The 25,688-nt window shown below is 67.8% G+C and carries 22 protein-coding genes and 1 pseudogene; 12 read left to right on the top strand and 11 right to left on the bottom strand.

Annotated elements, in window-relative coordinates; translation table 11 throughout:
* On the top strand, window positions 1-835 hold an 835-nt coding region (locus ACFQBT_RS19655), incomplete at its 5' end, for a hypothetical protein (RefSeq protein ID WP_377825689.1).
* Here ACFQBT_RS19655 and ACFQBT_RS19660 read toward each other — a convergent pair.
* The 5 genes from ACFQBT_RS19660 to ACFQBT_RS19680 form a co-directional block, all read right to left on the bottom strand.
* Window positions 771-2,441 (bottom strand): bifunctional aspartate transaminase/aspartate 4-decarboxylase, encoded by a 1,671-nt coding sequence (locus tag ACFQBT_RS19660; protein ID WP_377819808.1) that lies wholly within the window; start codon window positions 2,439-2,441, stop codon window positions 771-773. The two genes, ACFQBT_RS19655 and ACFQBT_RS19660, sit on opposite strands and share 65 nt — an antisense overlap.
* 10 nt (window positions 2,442-2,451) lie before the next feature.
* A complete protein-coding gene (aspT, locus tag ACFQBT_RS19665) occupies window positions 2,452-4,179 on the bottom strand; it encodes an aspartate-alanine antiporter (RefSeq protein ID WP_377825292.1) in 1,728 nt (575 codons plus the stop codon).
* Window positions 4,180-4,206: 27 nt separating this feature from the next.
* Complete coding sequence (aspT, locus tag ACFQBT_RS19670; RefSeq protein ID WP_377819812.1) at window positions 4,207-5,895, bottom strand: aspartate-alanine antiporter; 1,689 nt, start codon at window positions 5,893-5,895, stop codon at window positions 4,207-4,209.
* Window positions 5,896-5,979: 84 nt separating this feature from the next.
* Window positions 5,980-6,789, bottom strand: coding sequence for a GNAT family N-acetyltransferase (locus ACFQBT_RS19675; protein WP_377819813.1), 810 nt, complete (start codon window positions 6,787-6,789; stop codon window positions 5,980-5,982).
* Window positions 6,790-6,915: 126 nt separating this feature from the next.
* A complete protein-coding gene (locus ACFQBT_RS19680) occupies window positions 6,916-8,943 on the bottom strand; it encodes a DUF2339 domain-containing protein (protein WP_377819814.1) in 2,028 nt (675 codons plus the stop codon).
* A 73-nt stretch (window positions 8,944-9,016) separates the two neighbouring features.
* Here ACFQBT_RS19680 and ACFQBT_RS19685 point away from each other — a divergent pair, with 73 nt between their 5' ends.
* From ACFQBT_RS19685 to ACFQBT_RS19695, 3 genes are read left to right on the top strand one after another with little or no spacing between them, the layout of a single operon-like run.
* The gene (locus tag ACFQBT_RS19685; protein ID WP_377819815.1) at window positions 9,017-9,241 is read left to right on the top strand and encodes a hypothetical protein; all 225 of its coding nucleotides are present in this window, start codon (window positions 9,017-9,019) and stop codon (window positions 9,239-9,241) included.
* Window positions 9,184-9,678 carry a hypothetical protein gene (locus tag ACFQBT_RS19690; protein WP_377819816.1) on the top strand — a complete coding sequence of 165 codons (495 nt, stop codon included), beginning with the start codon at window positions 9,184-9,186 and terminating at the stop codon, window positions 9,676-9,678. Before ACFQBT_RS19685 ends, ACFQBT_RS19690 begins: the two co-directional genes overlap by 58 nt.
* A 25-nt stretch (window positions 9,679-9,703) precedes the next feature.
* Window positions 9,704-10,930, top strand: a complete 1,227-nt coding sequence (locus tag ACFQBT_RS19695) for a glycosyltransferase 87 family protein (RefSeq protein ID WP_377819817.1) — start codon at window positions 9,704-9,706, stop codon at window positions 10,928-10,930.
* On the opposite strand, the gene ACFQBT_RS19700 is transcribed toward ACFQBT_RS19695, so the two are convergent.
* Together ACFQBT_RS19700 and ACFQBT_RS19705 are read right to left on the bottom strand one after the other, a co-directional pair.
* Window positions 10,821-12,929 (bottom strand): hypothetical protein, encoded by a 2,109-nt coding sequence (locus ACFQBT_RS19700; protein ID WP_377819818.1) that lies wholly within the window; start codon window positions 12,927-12,929, stop codon window positions 10,821-10,823. The genes ACFQBT_RS19695 and ACFQBT_RS19700 overlap by 110 nt on opposite strands.
* Window positions 12,930-12,947: 18 nt before the next feature.
* Entirely contained in the window at window positions 12,948-13,589 is a 642-nt protein-coding gene (locus ACFQBT_RS19705; protein ID WP_377819819.1) for a TMEM165/GDT1 family protein, read from the bottom strand.
* A gap of 90 nt (window positions 13,590-13,679) precedes the next feature.
* Between ACFQBT_RS19705 and ACFQBT_RS19710 the strand changes: the two are divergent.
* Both ACFQBT_RS19710 and pheA read left to right on the top strand, forming a co-directional pair.
* Window positions 13,680-14,104, top strand: a pseudogene (locus tag ACFQBT_RS19710) (DUF4446 family protein).
* A complete protein-coding gene (gene pheA / locus ACFQBT_RS19715) occupies window positions 14,104-15,021 on the top strand; it encodes a prephenate dehydratase (RefSeq protein ID WP_377819820.1) in 918 nt (305 codons plus the stop codon). Before ACFQBT_RS19710 ends, pheA begins: the two are co-directional and overlap by 1 nt.
* On the opposite strand, the gene ACFQBT_RS19720 is transcribed toward pheA, so the two are convergent.
* Together ACFQBT_RS19720 and ACFQBT_RS19725 are read right to left on the bottom strand one after the other, a co-directional pair.
* On the bottom strand, window positions 15,018-15,755 hold the full coding sequence (locus ACFQBT_RS19720) for a class F sortase (RefSeq protein WP_377819821.1): 738 nt from the start codon (window positions 15,753-15,755) through the stop codon (window positions 15,018-15,020). The two genes, pheA and ACFQBT_RS19720, sit on opposite strands and share 4 nt — an antisense overlap.
* A gap of 57 nt (window positions 15,756-15,812) precedes the next feature.
* Window positions 15,813-16,619 carry a diacylglycerol/lipid kinase family protein gene (locus ACFQBT_RS19725; RefSeq protein ID WP_377819822.1) on the bottom strand — a complete coding sequence of 269 codons (807 nt, stop codon included), beginning with the start codon at window positions 16,617-16,619 and terminating at the stop codon, window positions 15,813-15,815.
* Between the two features lie 144 nt (window positions 16,620-16,763).
* Here ACFQBT_RS19725 and serS point away from each other — a divergent pair, with 144 nt between their 5' ends.
* Entirely contained in the window at window positions 16,764-18,074 is a 1,311-nt protein-coding gene (serS, locus tag ACFQBT_RS19730) for a serine--tRNA ligase (protein ID WP_377819852.1), read from the top strand.
* Between the two features lie 18 nt (window positions 18,075-18,092).
* Window positions 18,093-19,367, top strand: coding sequence for a sensor histidine kinase (locus tag ACFQBT_RS19735; protein WP_377825294.1), 1,275 nt, complete (start codon window positions 18,093-18,095; stop codon window positions 19,365-19,367).
* Between the two features lie 7 nt (window positions 19,368-19,374).
* Here the strand turns inward: ACFQBT_RS19735 and ACFQBT_RS19740 are convergent, their stop codons facing one another.
* Window positions 19,375-19,764 carry a hypothetical protein gene (locus tag ACFQBT_RS19740; RefSeq protein ID WP_377819824.1) on the bottom strand — a complete coding sequence of 130 codons (390 nt, stop codon included), beginning with the start codon at window positions 19,762-19,764 and terminating at the stop codon, window positions 19,375-19,377.
* Between the two features lie 131 nt (window positions 19,765-19,895).
* Window positions 19,896-21,644 carry a pyruvate dehydrogenase gene (locus ACFQBT_RS19745; protein WP_377819825.1) on the bottom strand — a complete coding sequence of 583 codons (1,749 nt, stop codon included), beginning with the start codon at window positions 21,642-21,644 and terminating at the stop codon, window positions 19,896-19,898.
* 54 nt (window positions 21,645-21,698) lie between these two features.
* Between ACFQBT_RS19745 and ACFQBT_RS19750 the strand changes: the two genes are divergently transcribed.
* The 4 genes from ACFQBT_RS19750 to ACFQBT_RS19765 all read left to right on the top strand — a co-directional run bounded on the left by ACFQBT_RS19750 (window position 21,699) and on the right by ACFQBT_RS19765 (window position 25,665).
* Complete coding sequence (locus ACFQBT_RS19750; protein WP_377819826.1) at window positions 21,699-22,358, top strand: response regulator; 660 nt, start codon at window positions 21,699-21,701, stop codon at window positions 22,356-22,358.
* A gap of 65 nt (window positions 22,359-22,423) precedes the next feature.
* On the top strand, window positions 22,424-23,335 hold the full coding sequence (locus ACFQBT_RS19755) for an ABC transporter ATP-binding protein (protein ID WP_377819827.1): 912 nt from the start codon (window positions 22,424-22,426) through the stop codon (window positions 23,333-23,335).
* A complete protein-coding gene (locus ACFQBT_RS19760) occupies window positions 23,332-24,513 on the top strand; it encodes an ABC transporter permease (RefSeq protein WP_377819829.1) in 1,182 nt (393 codons plus the stop codon). The genes ACFQBT_RS19755 and ACFQBT_RS19760 overlap by 4 nt, the downstream gene beginning before the upstream one ends.
* Window positions 24,514-24,564: 51 nt before the next feature.
* Window positions 24,565-25,665: a hypothetical protein gene (locus ACFQBT_RS19765; protein ID WP_377825691.1), complete on the top strand. Its 1,101-nt coding sequence runs from the start codon at window positions 24,565-24,567 to the stop codon at window positions 25,663-25,665.
* The last annotated feature ends 23 nt before the right edge of the window (window positions 25,666-25,688 follow it).

Below are 25,688 nucleotides of genomic sequence, written 5' to 3' on the forward strand. Positions count from 1 at the left end.
TCTGATCGCCGGATTCTTCGTCGTGGCAGCGATTCTCGCCGCCCGTCGCTCGCCGTGGCTCGCCGGCGCTTTCGTCGGAGCAGCCTTCAGCACCAAGGTGACCTACGGCGTGGTCGGCCTCGCGCTGGCGTGGGCGTGGTGGCAGGTGGATCGGCGCAAGATCGGCGCTCGCGGCACCTGGATCCTGCCCGGGCGCCTGTGGTCGCTGCTCGGCGGGGCACTGCTGGTGATCGTGCCGTGTTACGTCGTAGCCGGTCCGCACGTGCTGCACCAACTCGGCGCGGCCGGTGGCTCGTTCTCCTACGCCTCGCCGTGGTCGTTGCCGATCCGGTTGCTGCGGGTGATCGGCCTGCCTGAATGGCTTGTCACCACGATCGTGTTCGTGCTTGCGGCGGCGGCGATGGTATTGCTCGCGATGGGGTTGTGGGCGGTGATCCGGCACTACGGCCTGGCCGATCGGATCCCCGATCCGCTGACCCGGTACGCCGTGGTGATGACGTTCGTGCTGTCGACGGCGTTCGCGTTCCTCGCGCCCTACACACTGCCGTGGTACGACGCGACAACCTGGCTGCTGTTGCCGCTGCTGATGTCGTTCGTGTGGGACCCGGTGTTCGTCGTACGCGCGGTGATCATGGCCCTGGCCTACGCGCCCGGCCGGGCCAGCGGGTTGGACCAGAGCACCGCCAACTGGACCCTTGGCTTCCGGGAGAACGTCGCGCCGTACCTGGGTTGGGTGATCGTCGCGGCGTTCGGGTGGTTGGGGTGGCGGTCTATTTCTTCCCGGTCTGATCCTTCGCCTTCGAGTCCTCCCAGTCCTGGGCGTATTCGTCCATGATCGTCTGCAGATGGTGGCCGATCTTGAGATAGTCCAGGTCATCGAGGTTGGCCAGGGACACCCGAACGGACCACTCCGGCCCGTCGAAACCGCCGCCGTTGAGCAGCACCACACCCGTCTTGGCCGACAGGCGGAACAGCGGATCGACCGGCTCGTAGTTGGCCTGCAGGAAGTCCACGAATTCCTGGCCCATCTTGAGCTGCGCCTCAGCGAGCAGGTCCAGTTCGATGTAATAGCCGGCGCGGTGCGGGTCGTCGTTCACGGTGAGCTGCACGCCCTCCAGAAGCAGGCCGAGGCGCTGCTGCACGATCTCCCGGACGCGGTACTTGTAGTCCTGACCCTCATCCAAGAGGTCGAAGATCGAGAACAGCACCATCATCATCTGCTGCGGCAGTGACAGACCGGCCGTGTGGTTCAGCGCGACCTGACGTGAGTCGGCGACCAGCCGGTCGATGAACTTGATCTTTTCCGGCTCCAGGGTCAAGGATCCGTACCGCTTGTTGAGGCGGTCTTTATCGGCCTGCGACTGGGCCGCGATCATCTCGTCGATGACGTTGTCGTCGTCCAGGCCGATGACGCCCAGCCGCCAGCCGGTCGCTCCGTAGTGCTTGGAGTAGGAGTAGACCAGCAGCGTGTTGCGCGGCAGATCGGCGGCGATGGAGTGGAACCCCTCGACGAACGTGCCGTAGACATCATCGGTGACGATGATCAGGTTGGGGTTGCTCGTCCCCACGATCTCGATGATCTGCCGCCGGGCCCGGTCGCCCAACTCCAGCGACGGCGGGTTGGAGGGGTTGACCATGCAGACCATCTTGATGTCGGGGTCGGCGAGTTTCGCGATCTCCTCCTCGGGGTACCGCCACTCGCGCACACCGGTCTCGGCGAACAGCGACGCCTCGACCCGCGTGACGTCGAAGCCGTACGTGTCCAGTTCGGGGATCTCGATGTACGGCGTGAAAACGGGTACCAGCAAAGCGATCTTGTCGCCGTGGTGCAGCAGGCCGTTCTTCATCAACGAGTCGAAGATGTAGCACATCGCGGCTGTGCCACCCTCGGTCGGAAACAGCTTGAGCGACTCGCCCGGGTTCTTGCCGGCGTACATTTCCTTGGCGAGGTAGGCGCGCAGGATGGTCTCGGTGTACTTCAGCACCCGGCCCGGCACCGGATAGTTGTCCGCGATCGAACTGTCGGTGAGTTCATGGACGAAGGCGTCAGCATCGAAACCGAAGGTGCTGATGGCGTAGTCGACGCTCCGCTTCAGCAGGTCGACGCCGGGTAGGTCGGGGTGTGTGTGCACGAAGGACTCGAACCGCTCGTGAGCTCCCGGTGCATCGGGCATTCCGCCCAGATTGTCGGCCGTCCAAACCCGGCGTGATTCAGCGATCGAGAAGTAGCCCAGGGCGTAGAAGGCTTCGCGCGGCCCGGTGGCAACCCAGTTGGGGTTGCCCCGACCTGCGTTGAGCATCTGCACGCTGGATTTGCCCTTCTGGCCGGGCTGGTCAGCCTGTGCCTCCTGAGCCAGTTCGATGAATTTGTTCTTGAGTTCGAAGGGGCTGAGCTGCGAAAGACGGTGAATCTCGGCCCGGGTGAAAGTCTGGGTGGTCATGGCGGGTCTCCTATCGGACGAGTCGTGTGTTCGGATCAGTGGTTGAGGATGACGATGACCGCCCCCAGATGGTCAGAAGGACATTGCTGATGGCGTAGGGGATCGTGTACCCCAGCGTGGGGATCTGCGATCGCGACGTCTCGTTGACCGCACCGATCGCTGCGGTAGTGGTCTGGCCGCCGGCGAGCACACCCATGAGGATCGGGAAGCGGATCTTTTGCACGTAGTGCCCGAACAAGAACCCCACGATCAACGGGATGACGGTGGCGATCGCTCCGAAGACCAGCAACCCCCAGCCGGCCTGCTTGAGACCGGACACGAAGGACGGACCGGCGTTCAAGCCCACGATGGCCACGAACACGCACAGTCCGAGGGTGTCCATCATCCATTGGGCGCCCGGCGGGACGTGACCGAACGTCGGGTATTTGCCGCGCAGCCAGCCGAAGACCAGACCCATGATGAGGGCGCCGCCGGAGGTGGACAGGGAGATCGGGACGCCGCCGACGGTCACCGCCAGGATGCCGAGGCAGCCGCCGAGGAACGTGCCCAGTCCGACCCACACCATGTCGGTGGCGAAGCTCGTAGGGACGGGTACGCCGATGGCTCTGGCCGCCGGGTCGACGAGGCGTTTGGGACCGGTCAGGATGAGCGTGTCACCGCGCTCGACCTTGGTGGCCAGCACGTACGGGTATTCCGACCCGGCCCGATAGAGCTTGTCGATGTAAACCCCGACCATGAACGGCTGCTGGCGTAGTTCGGAGATCGTGCGGCCCAGCTCGTGGTCGTTGGACGCGACGACGCGCATCGTCTCGCTGAGGTAGCCCAGCAGGGTGACGTCGTCGGTTTCCGGTCCGATATTGGTGCGGGCGTCGAAGTCCACCAGGTCGTGGCGCAGGGCGCTGACCGCGACGACGTCCCCGCGCTGCAGGACGGTGTCCTGGGTGTGGTGGATGATGGTCCCGCCGCGACGGACCCGCGTGATGTAGATCCGCCGTCCGTGCTGCTTCTGATCCTGCTCGAACTGGTCGATGGTCTTGCCGACGAGCTCGTCGTGATCCACGGTGTAGGCCCGAAGTACCGATTCCTCGTATGCGTTGCGGGTGTCAGGGTCGTCGTCGGGTGTGTCGAGTTCCTTTGACAGTTCTGCCGATTCGGCCGCGAGGTCGCAGTGGTAGAGCTTGGGCAGCACGTTGGCCAGCAGGACTGCGCACAAGATGGTGCCCAGCGGGTAGCACACGGCGTACCCGACGGCGACCAGGTTCTGCTGCTGCTGCACCTGCGCTGCGCTCAGGCCGGGCAGGTTGGCGATGGCATCGCTCGCGGTTCCGATGGCGGCCGACTGGGTGAGGGCGCCGGACAACAACCCGGCGCTCAGGCCCGGCCCGTAGCCGAGCATGGACGCGAACAGCCAACAGACCAGCAGGCCGGTGACGGCCACGATCACGGCATTGAGGACCTGAGGTAGGCCGTCCTTTCTCAGTCCCCGGAAGAACTGCGGGCCCACCTTGTAGCCGAGCGCGAACAGGAAGAGGGTGAAGAACAGGTTCTTGACCGTGCCGTCGATCTGCACCTTGACCTGTGCTCCGATGACCAGGCCGGCCACCAGGCATCCGGTGACGGCGCCCAGCGCGATGGAGCGGTAGTGCAGTTTGCCGGCGAAGAAGCCGATGGCGACGGTGATGAAGACCAGAAGTTCGGGGTGCGGCCGGAACACGTGGTCGGTCAGGAAGGTCCACACCTGGTGTACCTCCGGTCTCGACTCGGGTTACTTCGCCGCGACGAGCATCGCGACAAGGATCGGACCGGTGAGCGGGAGTAAGAAGTTGGAGAGCGCGTAGGTGATCGTGTAGCCCAGCATCGGCACGGAGCTGTCCGCGGTCTGGGTCAAAGAGGTGATGGCCGGGGTCGAGCACTGCTGGCCGGCGATGGCACCCAGCAGGATCGGGTCCTGGATCTTCAGGAGTCGGCGGCCCACGATCAACGAGATGGTGGCCGGGATGAGCACCATGCCGATCCCGGCGAGCGGTAGGAGCAGGCCGTGCTGTTTGAGCATGGGGAGGGCTTCGGGGCCGGCGGCGAGGCCGGTGCACGCGATGAAGATCGACAGACCCAGATCTTTCAGTGTGGTGGCCGCCTGGGGTGGGTAGGCGCCGATCACCTGGGTGCGCGATCGGAACCACCCGAAGATCAGCCCGGAGACCAGGCAGCCGCCGCCGGTGCCCAGCGACAGCGGCACGTCTCCGAGCTTGACCGACAACTGGCCGATCAACGAGCCGACGACGATGCCGAGACCCAGGTAGATGTAGTCGGTGGCATTGCTGGTGACCGTGACACCGATCTTCTTGATCAGCCGGTCGATCGCGGCGCGGGCACCGACGAGCGTGACGATGTCGCCGCGTCGAAGCACCGTGGCCGGCGTGACCGGAAGGTGTTGATCGGTGGAGCGGATCAACTCGGTGACGTAGACGCCGGAGCCGCGCAACGCGCCGTACTCGTCCTGCATCTGCTCCAGGGTCTTGCCGTCGACCTCCTTCTGCGTCAGCGTCACCTGTTTGGTGGCCACCCGGCTCTGGGATTCCGGGTCTCCGGCCACCTCCGGACCGATGACCGAGTCCGCCTTGATCTCCGCGGTGCGTTCGCCGACGAGCAGAAGTGTGTCACCCGATTGCAGCACCAGGTCGGAGTCGACGGTGAGGTCGGGCGCCCCGACACGACGTACCGACTCGACCGAGACGTCATCGTTCAGATCGGACTCGATGGCCGCGACGGTTTTGCCTGCGGCTTGGGACACCTGGAAGGTGCGTCCCACCAGAGCGGGGGCGGCGACCACCTCACCGGAGGCGATGGCGTCGCTCGAGCCGCGCATCGATCGAGCGATCTTGGCGCACTCGTCACGAAGGTTGATCCGCAGCAGCAGTGGATAGATCTGGCTGGTCAGCAGCACGATGGTGATCAGGCCGAAGAAGTAGCAGACGGTATAACCGGTGGCCACGTTGTTCTGGTACTGGGTGATCTGTTGGGAACTCAGACCCGGGACGTTGCCGATGGCCTCTGTGGCCGTGCCGACGACAGCGGACTCGGTCGCTGCGCCTGCGAGAATGCCGGAGGCCGTGCCCAGGTCGAGTTTGAAGGCCTTGGCGAGGAAGAAGGCGATGGCCAGCACGCTGACCATCTCGATGAGGCACAAAACCAGGAAGCGCAGGCTGCGCTTGTTCAGGTTGGCGAAGAACTGCGGGCCGGCCATGTAACCCAACGAGAAGATGAACAGGGCGAAGAAGACGACCTTCACGTCGTTGTCGACCTTGACGTGCTGGGTCCCGATCAGCAGCGCGACGATGAGCGTCCCGCAGATGCCGCCGAGCTTGATCGGGCCGAGGTGCAGCTTGCCGACGAGGTAGCCGCCCGCGATGCATAGGAAAATGGCCAGTTCGGCATGGTCCCGGAGTAACGACATATGCCTGCCCCGATCCGCTCATCATTGCTGTGACCTGCGGTTACCTGTGGCAAGCTACGCCCGGCTCACATCGACCGGCGACCTTCAATCACCCATACGGGTGAGTGGTGAACTGTGCACGTACGGCGTGGTCTCGGCGACGTGTTGCAGCCCCAGTTTGGTCAGGATGGGCCGGGAGTCCGGTGAGGTGTCCAGGCGCATGTAGCGGTAGCCACGGTCGATCGCACGTTGCGCCCGCCAGGTGACCGTCGAGCGGTAGATACCCTTCCGCCGCCACCGGGGCAGCGTCGAACCGCCCCACATGGACGCGAAGTCGGTGCCCGGGGAGTACCGGCACCAGGCGGCGCAGAGGACCGGAGTCTCGCGGTCCTGCTCGACGAGGACGACGTCGAGGCTGGTCGGGTCGGCCTCCTTCTCGCGGCGCAGCTCCTCGGTCATGTCGCCATCGCGCGGACCCCAGATGGTCTGCATCAACTCGTGGATGCGGTGGTAATCCTGCGGCGAATCCGCCTCTCGCAGAGTCACACCCGCGGGGAGCGCCACCCCGTGCACAAGAGCAGCGGATTCGCCGAGCAGCAGCGCTTCGTCATCCTCCTTCTGAAAACCATTGCTTTGCAGGCGGTTTCCCAGATCAGCCGGCTCGTCGTAGGAGTACGTCTTCCACTCCACGCGCTCCCCGCGAGCGGTGAAGAACGCTGCCGTCCGGGCGATCCAGTGATCCGGATCGTCACCGAGCCCTTCGGGTGACTCGACCATGGCGTACGACGCCCCCGGCGTGACCGGGTAGCGGCGCCGGACCGGTCCGTCCAGGTCCCGGACGATCCCCGGCCCGCCCTCTGACTCGCGGTTCGCCAGACGGATCTGCTGGTGGAACTGCTGCAGCAACGAATTCACGTGGCCACCTTGTCAGAGGGCTGCCGTGGTGCACGACCAGATTTTCGGCTCTGTCGTCACACATCGTGATGCGGGGGCTGCTGGGGGCAGCGACTTGTGGCGATGTCGTCACACATCGGGCAGAAGTCACGCGGTGGTCAGCGGATCGCGGGTGGCCAGAACTGCTGCGAACGGGAACGCGATCAGTGCCGCGATGGCTGGGATTCCGACCCCGGAATCGTTGATACACATAGCTATTGCGCACATCACCAGGACGCCGATCGCAGTCTCCCGCAGGAACGGCACCTCCTCAGCGCCGACCCGGGTGTCGGCCGCGACCTCCAGCGGCTCGGAAAGACCCACGGCGTCGCCCAGTCGCCGGGCCCACGACCACCCGGGCTGGTTGGGCCGGCCCGCCAGCCACACGACGTACCCGCAGAAGATCAACGCCAACGGGATCAACGGACTGACCGGAGTCGCCACCAGCAGGCGCAGGTTCGCCCCCAGTTTCTCCCCGACGATGCCGCCGGAGCCGTCGAAGAGACCGGCGAAGAAGCGGCCGAGATAGCTGCGTGACGACGCCGGCCGCAACGCGTCGATGACTCCCGCGATCACCGCCAGCAGGACCGCGACGCCCACGATCAGTGCTAGTCGTCGCCAGGACAGCGAGCGGCCCAACGACAGGACCACCATGATGCCGCCGGCAATGAGCAGGGGCGGCGGCCCACCGAAATCGGCGCCCCACATCGGGGCGGCCAGGACCAGCACCGCTGCGCCGCAGAGCAATCCGATGGTCCAGGCACCGAGGCGGCGTTCGTCGACCGCGATCAACCGGCCGCCGAGCAGCCCCGCGAGCAGCAGCACGGCGGTCGCGAAGATGGCGTACCCGGCGTTGCCCATCCCGTAGTAACGGCCGCCGTACTCCGGCTGCAGGCCCAGCATCGCCGGCAGTTGCAGCGACGAGCCGTGCATGACGTCCAGCGCCAGTACCGCCGACGAGACCGCACCCACTGTCACCCACGGCGAGCCGATCCAGCGCCGCCACGGTCCCGCGTAGGCGATCGCCACGATGACCCCGGCCCAGAGCAGTGAGAGCACCACGAGCCACAGTGCCGGCGCCGGCCACCGCGACCAGGGCAGCAACCCGGCCAGGAAGGTGCCGATAGGGACGGCGGCGAGAAACGCCAGTGCGGGCCGGGTCCAGCGGGGGCGGCTGCGCACAACCATCGCGAGCAACCCGACGAAGAGCACGGCCCACGCGAGCCAGAACCACACCAGGACGGCGTGATTCACCGAGACCGCCCGGGCCAGGGCGGCGTTGTTCGCGGTCGCGGTCACGGCGTTTTGCGGGGTGGGGACCACCTGCAGCGGCGAACCGTGCACGCCAGCCGGCGGCGAGGACGCGCCCAGCGTCTGCAGCATCGTCGCCGTGAGATCGGCCGTCTGGATCAGGGCCGGTTGCTTGGTCGAAGCTGAGCGCAGCACCCCGGCCGGGACCCCAGTGCCCAGGGCGTAGGCCAACCGCAGACCTGCGTCGTCGGACGACCCGTCGGACAGGCCCGTCACGATCAGCGTCGCCGTGGCGGGCAGTTTCCCCACGATGGTGTTGAGCTCGGTGGCCGATGCTGTCACCAACGTGACTGCACAGGTCGTGAACGATGCCGTCGCGAGCGAGGCCGCGTAATGGGACACGCGACCGGTCGAATCCGCCGCGGCCAGAGCCGCATCCGGTCCGACTGCTTCGATGCAGCGACCGTGCCGGGTCGCGGTTGCGCCGAGCAGGCCGATGCCGGAGTCCGCGGATCGCCACTGCGCCCAGGACGGCCAGGTCGCGGTGCCCCCGCTCACGACCGGGGCCGGCGCAGCGCACCCGGCCGCGTCGACGCCGTGTCCGGCCCCGAGCGTGAGCCAGGCACTCGGCGTACACGCGGTGGATCCCACGGTGTGCACGACCTGGTTGGCGGTCGCGCCGTAGTCGAGCACCTGCCACAGGTCGGGGGTGCGGGTGGCGGAGACGTCGGTCCAGGCCAGTCCGGGTACGGCGACCAGCACCACCGAGCCGCTCGTCGCCACCGGCTTCGGGTCGGGCTGGGCGGTCACGAGCCCGGTCATGCCGTACGCGACGGCGAACAACGCGGCGATCGACACGACCGCGATCACCCAACGCCGCACCACGGCCCGAGACTAATCGACCGAGGCTGTGGATAACTTCTGCGGTCGATGAGTCGGCGCCGATACCGTCCCGGCCATGGAGACGCGAAAGGTGCGCCGCGGACTGGCGGTCGCAGCGGTAGGGCTGACGTTGTCGGGCTGCAGTACGACGGTCTCGGTGCCCGGGGCGTCGACCACGCGTAGCTCGACGCCCCCGAAGGGCACGGTCGAGGACTACACGCTGCAGATGGCCCTGCCGGCGCAATGGGGGCCGTCCTGCGCAAGGACGTCGCCCGGGCCCAGCAGGACCTGGTCCATATGAGCGTGTGGCTGGTCGGCGGCCAGGGAGAGCAGCCGGCCGACCTGACCGTGACCCACGAGATCGATACGGCGCCGCGGGCCGGCACGGATGTCTCAGCCGCGCGTGAACGTGCGCTGATCGGCGAAGGGATCCTGCAGTACAACGTCGACCCCACCAACATCTGGGACTTCACCCAGGGCCGGGGACATAGCTGTTTCTCCGATTTCACCCCGAAGGTGCCGGTCACGCGCTGGGAGCAGCACGGCCTCATCGGGTTGCAACTGCAGTGGACGTGCGTCGCGCAGGTGCCGGTGCGGGCTTGGGCCGTGATCGCGTTCGATCCGGCCGGGGTAAAGCACCGCATCACCATCACCGCCACACCGGCCTACTGGGCCGCGCACCAGGGGCAGATCGACACGGTTCGAGCGTCCTTGACGGCTACGGCCGCGCCGCCGTGATCCGGGGACAGGGCAGAATGCCGGGGTGACCGTTGCCGCCCGCCCGTCCCGTTGGATCTGGGCGGCAGCCATCCTTGTCGCGTTGATCCGTCCGTACATGCTGATCAACCACTTCGTGGTACAGACCCCGCCGACCCGGTGGCTGGTCGACCTCGAGGTGTACCGCAACGCCGGCATCTCCAACCTCATCGGCCGGCCCGTCTACGCGGCCGTGACCGCGCCGCCGCAACTGCTGCCCTTCACCTACCCGCCGATCGCGTCCATCTTCGCCATCCTGCTGGCTCTCATCCCCTTCGGGCTGGCCGGATGGTTGTGGACGCTGGCCCAGTTCGCCGTACTCGCGGCCCTGGTGTGGTGGCTCTTCCGGGAGCCGGCCCAGCGCTGCGGCCGGTGGTGGCCGCTTGCGCTCGCCGGGATCTGGACCGCGGTGGGCTGCCTCCAGCCGGTCGGCGACGGCATCAGATTCGGTCAGGTGGACATCTTCCTCATGGCGCTGGTGCTCTTCGATCTGGGTGAGCGCAGCGGCCGGATCCCGCGCGGTGTCCTGATCGGGCTGGCTACCTCGATCAAGCTCACCCCCGGCATCTTCATCGTTCACCTCCTGGTGACCCGGCAGTGGCGCGCCGCCGCCACCGCCGCCGCAAGCGCGGCCGGCTTCACGCTGGCCGCATTCTTGTTGTTGCCGAACGCCAGTTTTGCGTTCTGGGGCGGCGCCCTACAGGACCCCGACCGACTGGGCCTGAACGACGGCACGTCCAACCAGGCGTTGCGGGGGATCCTGCTACGAGCGCACTGGGACTCCAGTGCTCTGTGGCTGGTCCTGGTGCTGATCGTCATGGTCGTCGGACTGGGTATCGCCCGACGCGCGCACCGCCGCGGGTGGTTCTGGCACGAGGCGGCCGCCGTGGGCATCGTGGGGGTTCTCATCTCGCCGGTGTCGTGGATCCACCACTTCGTGTGGGTGGTGGTGGCGCTCGCAGCGCTGTTGCAGGTCCGCAAACTCCTGGCCGCCGCGATTGTCTGGGCGCTGTTCACGATGCCGCTGCCGTGGTGGGGTCAGTGGCGACTGCAGCAGGGTCTGGACTTCCCGGCCTCCTCCAGCGGCAATCCCGGCTGGCAACTGCTCAACGACAGTTACGGCCTTATCTCAGTGCTGCTACTCGGCGTTCTGGCGTGGTCGCTCCCGGCGGTACGTCGTCGAGCCGCCAGGCCGGACTCGCCGCGAGAAGCACCGTCAGCGGTATTGCCATGAGCAGTCCCGCTGGCGGGATGGCGGTCCCGGAGTCGTTGCTGACGAAGCCGATCAACCAGCAGACCGCCGCGGCCGCCAGACCCCGGTCGTAGAACGTCACCTGCTCGAACAACGGGCGCAACGGGCGGCCCAGTCGGGAGTTGGGCAAGCCCAGCGCGATGATTGCCAGCACCAGCAGCACCGGCACCAGCAGGTTGACCGGGGACGAGACCAGCATCGTCCAGTTCGCCTGCCAGATCCGGGCCAGCGGACCGGCGGAGCCGTCGTGGATCACCCCGGCCATGAAATCGCCCAGGTGGGTGCGGTTCTGCGCGGGCCGGAGGTAGTCCAGGAAGGCGAGCCCGAGAACGAACGCCCCGCTGACCACCAGGATCAGCAGGATCCGCCGCCAGGTCACCCGTCGCCCGGCGGCGTTCAGCGCCAGGTAGGCGAACGCGGGGATCAGGGCCGCCGTACCGCCGCCGTCCGCGCCCCATCCCGGGTAGCCGTCGACGACCACGACGGCCGCACCGATCAACAGGACGGTCAGAACCGCCAGCGGCCGGGCCCCGCGGTCCAGTAATGCGCCGGCCAGCGAGGCCGCGACCAACAACCCGCAGGTTGCATAGAACGCGTAGGAAACGTTGCCCATGCCGTAGAACCGGCCGCCGTACACCGGCTGCAGACCCGTGAGCGAGGTCAGCTGCAGCGCCGAGCCGTGGACGACGTCCAATCCGAGTACGACGAGGGTGAAGGCCCCGAGGAAGACCGTCGGTCCGCGTCGGTAGCGCCCCCAGGGTCCGAGCAAGGCGGCTGCCGCGATGAACACCGCTCCGGCGAAGGTGAAGATACCCAGCACCACCCGGGGCTGGTCGGCGCGCCACCAGGGCAGGAAGCCGACGAGCAAGGTGGCCACCGGCGTCGCCGCGACGACCGCCGCGGTACCGGCGAAGTAGCGTCGCAAGCCCCGGCTGAATCCGGTCCGGCTCAGCCACCACCACACCCCACCGATGGCGCAGGCGATCGCGGTCCCGCCGAGGTAGCACACGAAGAACGGCAGCACGAACGCGTGCTCGATCTGCAGCGCCGTGGTGAACTGCGTGACCCGGACCACCGGCGCCGTGGGGCTGCCGGTGGGCTGCACGACGGGCGCGCGACCCTCGGGCAGGGTGGGAGCGGCCGACCCGATGCGCGACAGGGTCAGCGCTGACAGGTCGGTGGTCTGCAGCAGCCCCACCTGTCGGGTGGAGGCGGAGGTGGCCAGGCCGTGCCGCACGCGCGGGCCGATGATGGCCACGGCGCGCAGGGACTCGGGTGTGGTGTCGTCGGCGGCCCCGGTGACCACGAGCGTCGTCTTCGCCGGCAACCGGGCCAGGAGTTGCGACAGGTAGCGGTCGTCGGGTCCGTCCAGGCCGATCAAGGTCACCGGACAGGTCGTGAGCGACACGTCGTCGACGCTGCGCTGGTAGTGCGCGATCCGGCCGGTCCGGTCGGCCGCCCCGAGAGCGACGTACTTGCCGGCGGCCATGAGGCACTGCCCGTGGGCTTCCAACGACGAGGCGACCAGCCCCAGATCGGTGGTGGTGCCGGCGCCGGGTGCTGAGGCGCGCCACGTGGCCCAATCCGGGTAGTAGGCGCCCTCGCCGTCCTGCACCGGCTGCAACTCGGGACTGCAGGTGCCCGGTCGAGCGCCGGTGGGCGTTTCACCGACCGGCTGGCCGATGGTCGTGCGCGATCCGGCGCCGAAGGTCAACCAGGACTGGTTGCTGCAACTGTGCGCCGTCAGGTTGCGGGTGGTCAGGGCGGCGACCGCGCCGGTGCGGGCCATCGCCCACAGCGCCGGCGTCGTATGCGAATTCGCGCCGTCGAAGGTCAGGGTGGGCATCGACACGATGACCAACCGGCCCGGCTGCTTGATCGTCTGGACCGCGGGCCGGGCCGACAACGCGCTGATCGCGGCCGACGCCGCACTGATCCCGAGCACGACGACGGCCACCGCAAGAAGCCAGCGCCGGATCACCCCGCAAGGTTAAGCGGCTCAGATAGGTAGCCAGGACGGCAGCGAGACCCCGAAGAGTCCCAACGCGAGCAGGACCGCGAACAGTGCGCAGACCAAACCGCCGACGAGCCGGATGATCGACAGGGGTACGTGGTCGAGCAGTTTGCGGCCCAGCAGCACCGCCAGCCCCGACACCGCGGCCAGCGCCAGGAACGCGCCGACACCCACACTGAGCGCGACACCCAGGCCGCCGCCGCTCTTGGCCACGAAACCGGCGGTCGCCAACTGGGACAGGTCGCCCCATTCCGCCAGGAAGAGGATCAGGAACGACGCGGTCACCGCGTGGAAACCGGACGCGGGCCGGGTCGTCTTCTGCTCGAACTCCTCCTCGGTCTCGGCCTCTTCGGCGGAGGCGTCCTTGGCACTGCGGATCAGCAGGACCGCGGCGATCGCGAACAGCACCATCACCACGGCATGCACCGGCTTCTCCGGCAACCGGCCGATCAGGCCGCCGAACGCGACCGCGACCACCGTCTGCACGAGGAAGGCCGCGCACACCCCGATCCAGACCAGGATCGGCCGGTAGCGGGTGGCCAGGACCAGGGTCGCGATGAACGTCTTGTCCGGCAGTTCGACCAGGAAGATGGTCACGAAGACGGTGACCATCAGCCCGATATCCATGACCCGCGAAGTCTACCTACGCCGTACCCTCGATCCGTGCAAACCGCCCTGCTCGCGCTGGCCCTCACCCTCGCCGTGCTGGCGCTGCTGGTGGCGGCGGCCGCGCTGTTGCGGTTGCGCGCGATCCAGCGGCAGTTCACGGCGTTGTGGCCCCCGGACCAGCGACGTGACGCGCTCGCGGTGCTCACCCGCCAGGCCGATCGCAGTACGGCGATCGAGCGGCACCTGGGCGCCCTCGCCGCGCGTGTCGACGGGCTCACACCGCACGTGGCCGCCGCCCTGCGGCACGTCGCGGTCGTGCGGTACGACGCGTTCGGCGATTCCGGGGGCAGCTATCGTTCTCGGCGGCGCTGCTGGACGACTCCGGCGACGGACTGGTCATCACCTCGATCCACGCCCGCGACGAGTCGCGCACCTACGCCAAGGGTGTGCTCTCCGGGCGCTCCGAGGTGAAGCTCACCCCCGAGGAGCAGCAGGCCATTGCCGCCGCCCGCACCAACCGGAAGGACGCCTGATGCGCTACGGATACTTCGGTCCCGAGGGCACGTTCACCCAGGCGGCTCTGCTGTCCTGGCGGCCGGCGCAGGGCGCCGAGCACGTGCCCTTCGCCACCGTCGACGCCGCGTTGCGCGCGGTGCAGTCCGGCGACGTCGACTCCGCGATGGTGCCGATCGAGAACTCCATCGAGGGCGGTGTCCCGGCCACCATCGACGCCCTCAACGCACTGCAACTGGTGATCGTCGGGGAAGTCCTCGTGCCCATCACCTTCGTGCTGGTCGCGCCGTCCGGTACGACGCTCGCGGACATCCGCACGATCGGCACCCACTCGCACGCCTGGGCACAGGTGCGCGGCTGGGCGGCAGCGAACACTCCCGGCGCGACGTACGTGCCGGCGCTGTCAACTGCCGCCGGGCCCCAGGCACTCGAGGCGGCGCTCGCGGCCGGTGAGCCCGCGCCGTACGACGCAGCCGTCTGCGCTCCGGTCGCCGCCGGCGGCCTCGAGGTGCTCGCGGAGGACATCGGCGACAACAAGTCGGCGGTGACGCGGTTCGTGCTGGTGGCGCGGCCCGGTTGGCTGCCGACACCGACCGGCTTCGACAAGACCACGCTTGTGCTCTACCAGCACTCCGACCGGGCCGGGGGCCTGCTGGAGTTGTTGGAGCAGTTCGCGACCCGCGGAATCAACCTGACCCGATTGGAGTCGCGGCCGACCGGTGCGGCGATGGGTAGCTACTGTTTTTCGATCGATCTGGAGGGGCATCTGCGCGACGAACGGGTCGCGGACGCCCTTCTCGGACTGCGGCGGACCGCCGCGGACGTGCGTTTCCTGGGTTCGTACCCGCGGGCCGATCTGCGAGCTGCCACCGTTGAACCAGCCGCCACCGACGCAGCCTTCGCCGATGCGCGGGAATGGCTGCGGTCGCTGGGTTAGGAGGCGGCCGGTTCGGCCCAGACCAGGTAGTTGTTCAGGTGGTGCTGACCGATGAGCGGGCTGTTCTTGTCGCAGGTGATGAGCACCAGGACCGGTGACGAACTGCCGCCCCACACCTGCTGGTCGGTCGTGACCTTCGTCTTCAGCTCGGATCGTTTGTCGGTGACCGTGTAGGTCAGGTGGCGCCCGTCGGTGCAGGTGATGTCCACGGGTGCACCGGTGCGCACCCGGTCCAGGTCGTAGAACTCATCCGGGCCGTCGTAGGTCACGTGGCCGGCGATGACCGTGCGACCGCTGGTGCCCAACTGGGCCGATTTGTCGTACCACATGGTCGTTTTCGGCGGCGGGTAGATCTGCCCCTGGGCGTTGGTGCCCATCGCCACGACCTGCTCGCCGTCGATGCCGACACTGCTGACGGACAACCGCGCGGGCACGCAGCCGTTGCCGACCGGCATCACGGAGGTCGGCGTGCTGTACCCGGTGGGGTTCGGCAGGACGCTGCCGGCTGTAGCCGTCGAACCCGTGCTCGTGCTCGGGGAATGACCGGTCGTGGCGCTGCCGGCGGAGGAGGTGGCGGTGGTCGAGGTGCTGGTCGGTGCGGAACTGCTCGTCGCGGCGGTGCCGGTGGTGCCGCTCGGCGTACCCGATGAGGAGTTCGAAGCCCCGCCACCGCACGCGCTGAGCGTGAGTGCGGCCGCGGCCAGGACGGCGGGGGCGAGCAGGCGGCGAGTCATGCTCAGAGTGTGCCTGGTGAACCTGGCCGCTCCGACGCCGCCCGGGCCGGCGGCGGATCAGCCGCGGACGCTCAGCGCGCTGGGCAGCACTTCGAGGCGTACGCCGATCGCACTGCCCAGGTGGTCGCCGTCGATCTCGATGGGGGTCGGCGTACCGGCTCGCAGGTCGACGGCTTCGGCGACCCGGCGTTCCACCGCGTGGGTCGAGCGTTTGGAGCGGCTCAAAATGCTGGTGACGACTTTCGGCCAGCCGAGGGCACCGCCGGCGCGGATTATGACGGCGTCCAGCTCACCGTCGTCGAAGCGGGCACCGGGCATCAGTTGCACCCCGCCGGTGAGGAGTCCGCACGAGCCCACGATGACGGTGGTGACCTCGGTGTCGACCGGTTGATCGGCATCGAAGGTGACGGTCATCGGGATGTGGTTGTGCCGAATGTGCCGCAGCCCGTTGACCGGATAGGCCAGCCAGCTCAGCCTGGCCTTCAGGGCCTCGGGGGTGCCGCCGAGGATGTCTGCATCGAGGCCGAATCCGGCCATCACCAGGCCGTATTCGGGTTCGCTCCACCCACCGGAGCCGTCGCGGTCGATGGTGATCCGCATGACATCGATGGGCCGGGGAGTGCCGGTGAGCGCGGCCACCAAGCCGTCCTGGAACCGCCGGTGCGGCAGCTTCATGTTGCGGGCCAGCAGATTCCCGGTACCGGCACTGAGCAGTCCCAACGGGACCCCGCTGCCCAGAGCACCACTGGCCACCGCGCGGACGGTCCCGTCCCCGCCGTACGGGCAGACCAGATCGGCACCGTGCTCGATGGCCTGGATCGTTTGACCGCGCCCGGTGTCCTTCGCGGTGGTCTCGAACCACATGGGTTCCCCCACCCGTGGCGCTCGAAAACGCCGCGGGCCTGCGATCGCAGGGTGGCGGCGTCGGACACCTTGGTCGGGTTGACGATCACCGCAGCCGTGGGCATGACCGCAACCTATCCCAGGGCCAGGCTAGCCTTGTCGATCGTGATCGACATCAAGGTGTTGCGGGAGGACCCGGAGCGGGTCAAGGCCAGCCAACGAGCCCGGGGAGCCGACGAGTCCCTGGTGGACCAGATCCTGGCGGCCGACTCCGCGCGACGCAACGCGCTGTCGCATTTCGAGGAACTGCGCTCGCAGCAGAAGTCGGTCAGCAAGCAGGTCGGCGCCGCGATGGGCCAGTTGAACGCCGCCCGCAAACGCGGCGAGGATGTCACGGCCCTGCAGCAACAGGCCGAGCAGGCCCGCGCCGACGCGGCCGCCCTCGCGGCGCAGGTGAAGTCGCTGGAGGCCCAGGCCGACGAACAGTCGGCGACCTTCGAGGCGCTGTTGAAGAAGGTCGGCAACATCATCGTCGACGGTGTACCCAGCGGCGGGGAGGACGACTACACGGTCCGTGAGGTCGTGGGTTCCCCGACGCAGTTCGATTTCGAGCCGCTGGACCACCTGGCCCTCGGCGAGAAGCTGGGGGCGATCGACATGGAGCGGGGCGCCAAGGTCGCCGGCTCGCGGTTCTACTTCCTGACCGGTGTCGGCGCCCGGCTCGAACTGGGTCTGTTGCAGATGGGTCTGGCCTTCGCGGTGGAGCACGGGTTCACCCCGATGATCACGCCGTCGCTGGTCCGGCCGGACATCATGACCGGTGCCGGGTTCCTCGACGAACACGCCGATGAGGTCTACCGGCTCGAAGCCGACGACCTGTACCTGACCGGTACCTCGGAGGTGGCGCTCGCGGGCTACCACGCCGACGAGATCATCGACTTGTCGAAGGGGCCGAAGCGCTACGCCGGCTGGTCGACCTGTTACCGCCGCGAGGCCGGCTCGCACGGCAAGGACACCCGGGGGATCATCCGGGTGCACCAGTTCCAGAAGTTGGAGATGTTCGTCTACTGCGATCCCGCGCAGGCGCAGGCCGAGCACGAGCGGTTGTTGGGCTGGGAGCGGGAGATGCTGGCCAAGATCGAGGTGCCGTACCGGATCATCGACACCGCGGCGGGCGATCTGGGCAACCCGGCGGCGCGCAAATTCGACTGCGAGGCGTGGGTGCCGACCCAGGGTCGGTACCGCGAGTTGACGTCGACCTCGAACTGTACGACGTACCAGGCCCGCCGCCTGAACACCCGGTTCCGCACGGACGAGGGCAAGTCGGAGATCGTTGCAACGCTGAACGGCACGTTGGCGACGACGCGGTGGCTGGTGGCGATTCTGGAGAACCACCAGCAGTCGGACGGCTCGGTCCGAGTGCCCGCCGCGCTCGCGCCGTACGTCGGTGAGGATGTCCTCAAGCCGGTCACCTGACCTGGCTAGCCTGGCCCGGTGGCGACAGTTGGGGCGTTTTTCGGTGTCGGAGATCCATGGCGTCGACCGCTTCCTTCGCGTTGGTGGCGCCGGGATATCGCGATTGCGGTCGGCTTCCTGGTGGTGGGAGCGGTCGGTCTGGAGCTGGAACGCAGCCTGGGCTCGCTGAGCCAGATCGCCGCACCGGAAGTGGTGCAGCACCTGCCGCTGGTACTCGCGGGTGTGCTCATCGTGTGGCGCCGGCGATTCCCGGTGGCGACCGTCGCAGCCATCACGGTGCTGTGGCTCGTGACCGGGATCCTGCTACCGCCGCTCGCGGTGAGCCTCGTGCTGCAATTCCTTTTCCTCGCAGTCTTCTACGCGGCAATCGCCTGGGGTGCGCCGCGTGGCCGGACGGTGGCGGTCGTGCTGTTGTGCGTCGCTGCGTTGATGGTGTGGGTGACTGTCGATCTGGTCCACCGGACCTCAAACGGTGCCTCGTCTCCGGGCCCGTTCCCCTATGCAGCTGCGCTGACCGGTTACATCTACCTGATCAACGCGATCTACTTCGGCGGCGCGATCCTGGGTGGAGCGCTGGATTGGCGCAACGCCCGGCAGCGGGCCGCGCTGGCCGGCCAGGCGGGGCTGATCGAGCGACAGGCCGCCGAGTTGCGTGACCGGTCGGTCGTCGACGAACGCGTCCGGATCGCCCGCGAGCTGCATGATGTGGTCGCGCATCACGTGGCGCTGATGGGCGTGCAAGCAGCCGCCGCGCGACGCGTGCTCACGGTTGATCCGCCAGCAGCGGCCGGTGCGCTGGAAACCGTTGAGTCATCGGCCCGTTCGGCCGTCACCGAGATGCGCTCCCTGGTCGGAACGTTGCGCGGCGACGACGCCGAGTCGAGGACTCCGCCACCGACGTTGGCGGACGTCCCGGCGCTGGTAGCCCAGTTCGACACGCTGGGTCTTGGCACGACGTACGTGCTGGTGGACGTCGATGGCCTGGCCGAGCGGGTGCCCGCAGCAGCGGGTTTCGGGGTGTATCGGGTAGTGCAGGAGGCGCTGTCCAACGTGCGCGCGCACTCCTCCGCGACGTTTGCGTCGGTGACTGTGCGTGTCGTGCGGGCCGGAGATGGCGCGTACGTCGAGGTGGAGGTTCTCGACGGCGGCTCCACTCTGGCGGGGACCGCAGGGACGGGCCTGGGGCTGCAGGGCATCCGCGAACGCGTCGCCGCCCTCGGCGGCGAAGCGGACATCGGTCCGCGGGCGACCGGAGGGTTCCGCGTGCGGGCGCGGATCCCCTTCCTGGTGTAGGTCGGGTTCACCCGGCGACGGGGTGGATGATGACGTCCCGCCGCAGCAGTCGCTGGAGCATGCCGGACAACTCGTCGACCTCGTTGTGTCCGATCCCCATGGGCACCGTCACCAAGGCATCAAAAGGTGGCTCGTCGACGGCTTCGACCAGCGATTCACCGAACATCCAGGCGGTCGCTTGGTCAAGCCAGGCCCGCTGCGTCGCGTCGTCGTCCGACGACGAGACGTGAACTGGCGCGGCATCAGGCGGGCAGGCCTCGAGGAGAAGCGCCCGATCGAGGCGTTGGACGTCAGCGAGTTTCGTGGCACCGAGCTGTTTGGTCACCGCGGGCTGACTGATACCGAGTTGACGTGCGACGGCCGAGTGCGTGATGAGGACGAAGGTCGCGGCCCGCACGAGGAGCAGACGGGACCAGCGAGCAACGTCCTCGGCGCCGGGTCTGAAGCCATACCGTCACCCCACCAGGGCAAGCCTGTGATCGCCAGCGATCACTGCCGTTTCGTCTGGCCGGCCGTCGAGGCAAGTCCTCAGCCGCGCGGGATGTTGCGCAGGTTGGACCGTGCCATCGCCACGGCCTCCCCGGCGCCGCCGTTGAGCACGATCTTGCTCATGGCCGTCGCGAAGCCGAAGACCTGGTCGGAGGTGATCTTGGGCGGGATGGACAACGCGCGCGGATCGGTGACGATGTCCACCAACGACGGACCGTCCGAGGCAAGTGATTCCCCGAACGCGCCCTCCAACTGCCGCGGGTCGGTGACCCGGATCGAATGCCAGCCCATTGCCGCCGCGATATCGGCGAAATTGACTGAGGGAGTGTCGGTTCCGTAGTCAGGCATGGCATCGACGAGCATCTCGAGCTTGACCATGCCGAGCGTGGCGTTGTTGAACACCATGACCTTGATCGGCAGGTCGTACATCCGGGCGGTCAGCATGTCGCCCAGCAGCATCGACAGCCCGCCGTCGCCGCAGACCGCCACCACCTGACGGTTCGGGAAGGCGAACTGCGCGCCCAGCGCCTGCGGAAGGGCATTGGCCATCGACCCGTGCAGGAAGGACCCGATCAACCGGCGCGTTCCCAACGGCTCGATGTAGCGGGCCGTCCACACGTTGCACATACCGGTGTCCGCGGTGAAGATCGCGTCCGGCGCCGCCACCTTGTCCAGGATCGACGCGGCGTACTCAGGGTGGATCGGGACTCGGGTCTCGACGTTCTTCGTATACGCACCAACGGCTTTGCTCATCAGCCGCTCGTGCTTCTTGAGTGTCTTGGCCAGGAACTTCTGGTCCTTCTTCGGCTCGACCAACTCCTCCAGCGCCAGCAACGTGGGCAGCACATCGCCGTGGACCGGCAGGTCCACCCCGGTCCGGCGCCCGATGATCGCGGCCCGCCGGTCGACCTGAGCGGTGCGCACATCGGGCAGGAACTGGTCGTAGGGGAAGTCGGTCCCCAGCAGGAGCAACAGGTCGGCGTCCTCGATCCCGGCGGCTGCCGCGCCGTACCCGAGCAGACCGGTCATCCCCACGTCATAGGGGTTGTCCCACTGGATCTGGTCCTTGCCGCGCAGGCTGTGCCCGATGGGCGCACCGATCTTCTCGGCGAGCGCAATCACCTGATCGTGCGCCTCACCGGTGCCGTAGCCGGCAAAGATCGCCACCCGCGACGCGGCGTTGATCGCCTCGGCCAACTGCTGCACCACGGTCGGCGCGGGCATCAGGTGGCCGTGCTCGATCGGCACGTACGCCGGTGCCTCACCCTGCGCGTCCAGCGACGCCAGATCGCCGGGCAGCGTCACCACCGCCACGCCGCCATCGCCGAGCGCGTGCGAGATAGCCGCGTGCACGACCCGCGGGGACTGCTGCGGGGTGCTGATCAACTCGCTGTAGACACTGCATTCGTTGAAGAGCCGGTCGGGGTGGGTCTCCTGGAAGTAGGACTGCCCGATCTGGACGCTCGGGATGTGACTGGCGATCGCCAGGACGGGCGCCCCGGTGCGGTTCGCGTCGTACAGGCCATTGATCAGGTGCAGGTTGCCCGGGCCGCAGGAGCCCGCGCACACGGCCAGTTCACCGGTCAACTGGGCATCGGCGGAGGCGGCGAACGCCGCTGCCTCTTCGTGCCGGACATGGACCCAGTCGATCCCGCCCTTGGCGCTGCCCCCGGTCTCCCGCACCGCGTCCACGATGGGATTCAGGCTGTCGCCCACGATCCCGTAGATCCGGCGCACCCCGGCGTCCTGCAGTTGTCCGACAAGTTGCTGGGCGAGTTTCACGAGCATGCGTCCTCTCGGTCGGCGGGTAGTCCCACGCTAGCCGCTGGATATGGTCGAGCCATGTCCGAGGCACCCTTGCGCATCCTGGTCGTCGATGATCAGGCCCTGGTCCGCAGCGGTTTCGCGATGATGCTGTCGGTCGAGCCCGACATCGAGGTCGTCGGTGAAGCGGCCGACGGTGCCCAATCCGTCGAGGCGACAGCCCGATTGGCGCCGGACGTTGTCCTGATGGACGTCGAGATGCCCCGGTGCAACGGCATCGACGCGTGTCGCAGCATCGTGTCGGCCGGCACCGCGAAGGTGCTTTTGCTGACGACGTTCGATCGTGACGATTATCTCTTCGAAGGCCTGGCCGCGGGAGCCAGCGGCTTCCTGTTGAAGAACACCAGCCCCGAGGAGTTGGCCGACGCGATCCGCACCGTCGGCCGTGGTTACGCCCTGCTGGCGCCCGAGGTGACCCGCCGGGTGATCGAGCGCAGTACGGCGACCCCCACCCCGGAGCCGGACCGCGCTCTGGAGCAACTCACCCCGCGTGAGCTCGAGGTGCTCACCCTCGTCGGCAAGGGTCTGTCCAATGCGGAGATAGCGCAGCACCTGGTGTTGGGCGAAAGCACCGTCAAAACCCACCTGTCGAGCGTCCTGGCCAAGTTGCAGTTACGCGACCGGGTGCAGGCCGTCGTACGCGCTTACGAAAGCGGCCTCGTCCTGCCGGGGGAGTAGCGGCAGGTCGATCTCCGCCCGCGGGTGGATCCGCGGGCCCGGTCGTCGGCCATAGCGTCGCAAGCATGTTGGAACTACGAGACGTCACTCGACGGTTCGGTGACCACCTGGCCGTCGACCGGGTCGGTTTCACCGTGCCGGACGGGGCGATGACCGGCTTCGTCGGCGGTAACGGCGCCGGCAAGACGACCACGATGCGGATGATCATGGGCGTTCTGGCCCAACACGGTGGACAGATCGATTGGCAGGATCGGGCCATCACCACCGCCGACCGTCGCGGCTTCGGCTACATGCCCGAGGAGCGCGGCCTCTACCCCAAGCAGCCGATCCTGGACCAGTTGATCTACCTGGCCCGGCTGCGCGGCCTGAGCGCGCAGGATGCAGCCACCCGCTCGACCGAGTTGCTGGAGCGGTTCGACCTCGGCGAGCGGACCGGCGACAAACTGGAATCGCTGTCCCTCGGTAATCAGCAGCGGGTCCAGATCATCGCCGCGTTGGTAGCCGATCCCACCATGCTGGTGCTGGACGAACCCTTCTCCGGCCTGGACCCCGCGGCGGTCGACTCGATGGCGGCGCTGCTGCGCGAGTTCACCGGACGCGGTGTGCCGGTGTTGTTCTCTTCCCACCAACTGGATCTGGTCGAGCGGCTCTGCGACCGGCTGGTCATCCTCTCCCGCGGCCGGGTCGTGGCCGAGGGAACCGCTGACGATCTGCGCGCCACGGAGGCGGTCCGCCACCGTTTGGTCCTGGGCGGCGACGCCGGATGGCTGCGCGATCAGGGCGTGCACGTCGTCGACATCGAAGGCAATACCGCTGTCGTGCAGTTCGATTCGCCGGAGCAGTCGGACGCAGTACTGCGCGAGGCGATGGCCCGGGGCTCGGTGCAGGAGTTCGGGCCGATCCGGCCCAGCCTGGCCGACATCTATCGCGAAGTGACCGCAGGAACAGCTCACAGCCAGCAGGAGGTGCCGGCATGAAGACCAACCAGTTGTGGCGGATCGTGGCCGCCCGGGAGATGTCGGTCAAGCTGAAGGATCGCAACTTCATCGTCTCGACCGTGGTGGTGCTGGCATTGATCCTGGGCACCCTGGCGGTCCAGGGTTACCTGGCCAGCCGGCCCCAGACCACCAACGTCGCAGTGCTCAGTTCGAGCGCGACGACCGTGACCCAGCAGGCGGAAAAGGCCGCTCACGAGGCCGGTTCGGACAAGGTGACCTTCAAGACCTCGACGTACGCCGATCAAGCGGCGGCCGAGCGTGCCGTGACTGACGGCAAGGCGGATGTGGCGCTCCTTCCCACCAGTGACGGCGGCTGGCGACTGGTCGGCAAGTCCAGCAAGGACAGTGCCGCGCAGACGTGGATCCCGCAAGCGGTCCAGCAGGATGCGTTGCAACGTAACGCGGCCGCCGCCGGGGTCTCCCTGGACCAGTTGGCCAAGGGCAGCACCGTCAGGTACGACTTGTTGCAATCGGGCGATGACCAGCAGAGCACCGGCAAGATCATCGGGCTGGTCTTCGGATTCCTGTTCTACATCGCGGCGCTGCTGTTCGGGATGTCGATCGCCAGCAGCGTCATCGAGGAGAAGCAGAACCGGATCGTCGAAATCCTGGCCAGCGCGATTCCGTTGCGGCAGCTGCTGATCGGCAAGGTGGTCGGCAACACGGTCCTGGCCCTGGCCCAGGTCGCGATCTTCGCGCTGGCCGGCATCATCGGCCTCGTCGCGACCGGTCGTCGTGACCTTTTGTCGCAGGTGTCGAGCGGCATCTTCTGGTTCGTCCTGTTCTTCGTGGTGGGATTCGTGACCTTCGCCGCAGTGTGGGCGGTGGCTGGGGCACTCGCGACCCGCAACGAGGACCTGCAATCCACGTCGACTCCGTTGACGATGCTCGTGGTCATCGTCTTCATCGTCGGGATCACCGGTAAGGGGCTGTTCCTGACCATCGCGTCCTACGTGCCGCTCTTCTCGACGATCGCAATGCCCGTGCGGGTGGTGTCGGGGGACGCCGCATGGTGGGAACCGGTGGTCGCGTTGCTGATCGGGCTGGCCGCGGCGTACTACATCGTGCGCATCGCGGAGCGGTTGTACCGGCGGTCGCTGCTGCAGACCGGCCACCGGCTCAGCTACCGGGAGGCCCTTGCCCTCACCGACGACTGAGTATTCCCGACATGGTGCGGCGCCTCCTTTCCTCATAGATTGAGGGCAGGAGTGCGCCGCACGGCGCCATCGCACGAACGCGGAGACCGTCATGACCGACCAGCAGCCCGACCCCCAGCAGCCGGATCCCCAGCAGGCGCAAGCGCCCCAGGCACCGCCCCCGCCTCGCCGTACGGCAGCCCGTCGTCGGACTCCGCCGATGTCACCCAGGCAACGCCGGTCACCCCGCCGACCCAGGAGACCCCCGTCAGCAGCCCGTACGGCGCGCCCTCCTACCAGCCCCCGGGTTACCAATCGCCGCAGAGCCAGTCGGCGCCGCAGCAGCAGCCCTACGGTCAGGCGCCGCAGCAGTACGCACCCCAGCAGCCGGCGTACGGCGATGCGCAGCAGTACGCCCAACCCCCGCAGTCCGGCCAGCCGCAGCAGTACGGCCAGCCGCAGCAGTACGGCCAGCCCGAGCAGTACGCGCAGCCGCAGCAGTACGGCCAGCCCCAGCAGTACGGCCAGCCCCAGCAGTACGGCCAGCCCCAGCAATACGGCCAGCCCCAGCAGTACGGCCAGCCGTACGGCGCACCGGCCTACGGCGCGACCGGTTACGGGCAATCCACGGCCACCAAGGCGCCGGTCAGCTCGTTGGCGCGCCTGGGCGCCATCGGTGCCGCGGTCGGATCGCTGCTGGCCATCCTGGGCTCCTTCCTCAACTGGCTCACCGCCACCCTGAACATCCCGCTGTTGGCGCAGGGTGACATCGGTGTCACAGCCAATGGCGTGGGGGCGGTCGGTGTGACGTTGCCGAACAACTCGGAGATCCTTCGCGAGTTCGCGGACAACGTCACGTCGAGCGGAGGCATCACGACCGGGTGGATCGTGATCGTCATCGCGGTCGTGGTCCTGGTGTTGGCCGTGCTGGCCCTGCTGGGCAGGTTGCCGTTGCCGGGTGCGATCGCCGCCATCGCCGGCGGATTGATCATCATGGGGCTCGCCATCTTCCGGATCGCCCAGATCTCGCACTTCATCGACACCGACGAGCTGAAGAACTCCGGTGTGGCGCTGACCGTGACGTACAAGCCGGGGGTCGGCCTATGGGTCACCCTGGTCGCCGGCATCCTGATGGCCGCCGCCGGGGTGCTCGGCCTGTTGCGACGCAACTGATACCTACGCTGCCGCCGGGTCCA

Source organism: Branchiibius cervicis, from assembly GCF_042661605.1.
In the GTDB taxonomy this organism is placed as follows: Bacteria; Actinomycetota; Actinomycetes; order Actinomycetales; family Dermatophilaceae; genus Branchiibius; species Branchiibius cervicis.